This is a genomic window from Staphylococcus sp. HMSC62D11 (assembly GCF_001839145.1).
Classification (GTDB): Bacteria; Bacillota; Bacilli; order Staphylococcales; family Staphylococcaceae; genus Staphylococcus; species Staphylococcus lugdunensis.
The window spans coordinates 1-205 of the sequence record NZ_KV840183.1 but is presented as its reverse complement, the minus strand read 5'-3'; the positions used below and the strand labels follow the sequence as shown (position 1 = coordinate 205).

General features: G+C 30.7%; 1 protein-coding gene. It reads left to right on the top strand.

Annotated elements, in window-relative coordinates:
* A partial coding sequence (locus HMPREF3267_RS02920) for a Csa1 family protein (protein WP_141758213.1) occupies positions 1-205 on the top strand: 205 nt, incomplete at both ends.

Here is a 205-nt window from a genome sequence, read left to right as displayed (position 1 = left end):
AAAGGTAAGAATATGGAATCTAGAGGAATGGTGCTCCATATAAATCGCAATACTAGAACAACAAGAGGTAATTTTATTGTCAATGAAATAACAGAGGATAGTAAAGGTAGACCCTTAAATAATAAAAAGAAATATCCAGTGAAAATGGAACATAATCGAATTATCCCAACGAAGCCAATACCGAATGATAAGTTAAAAAAAGAAA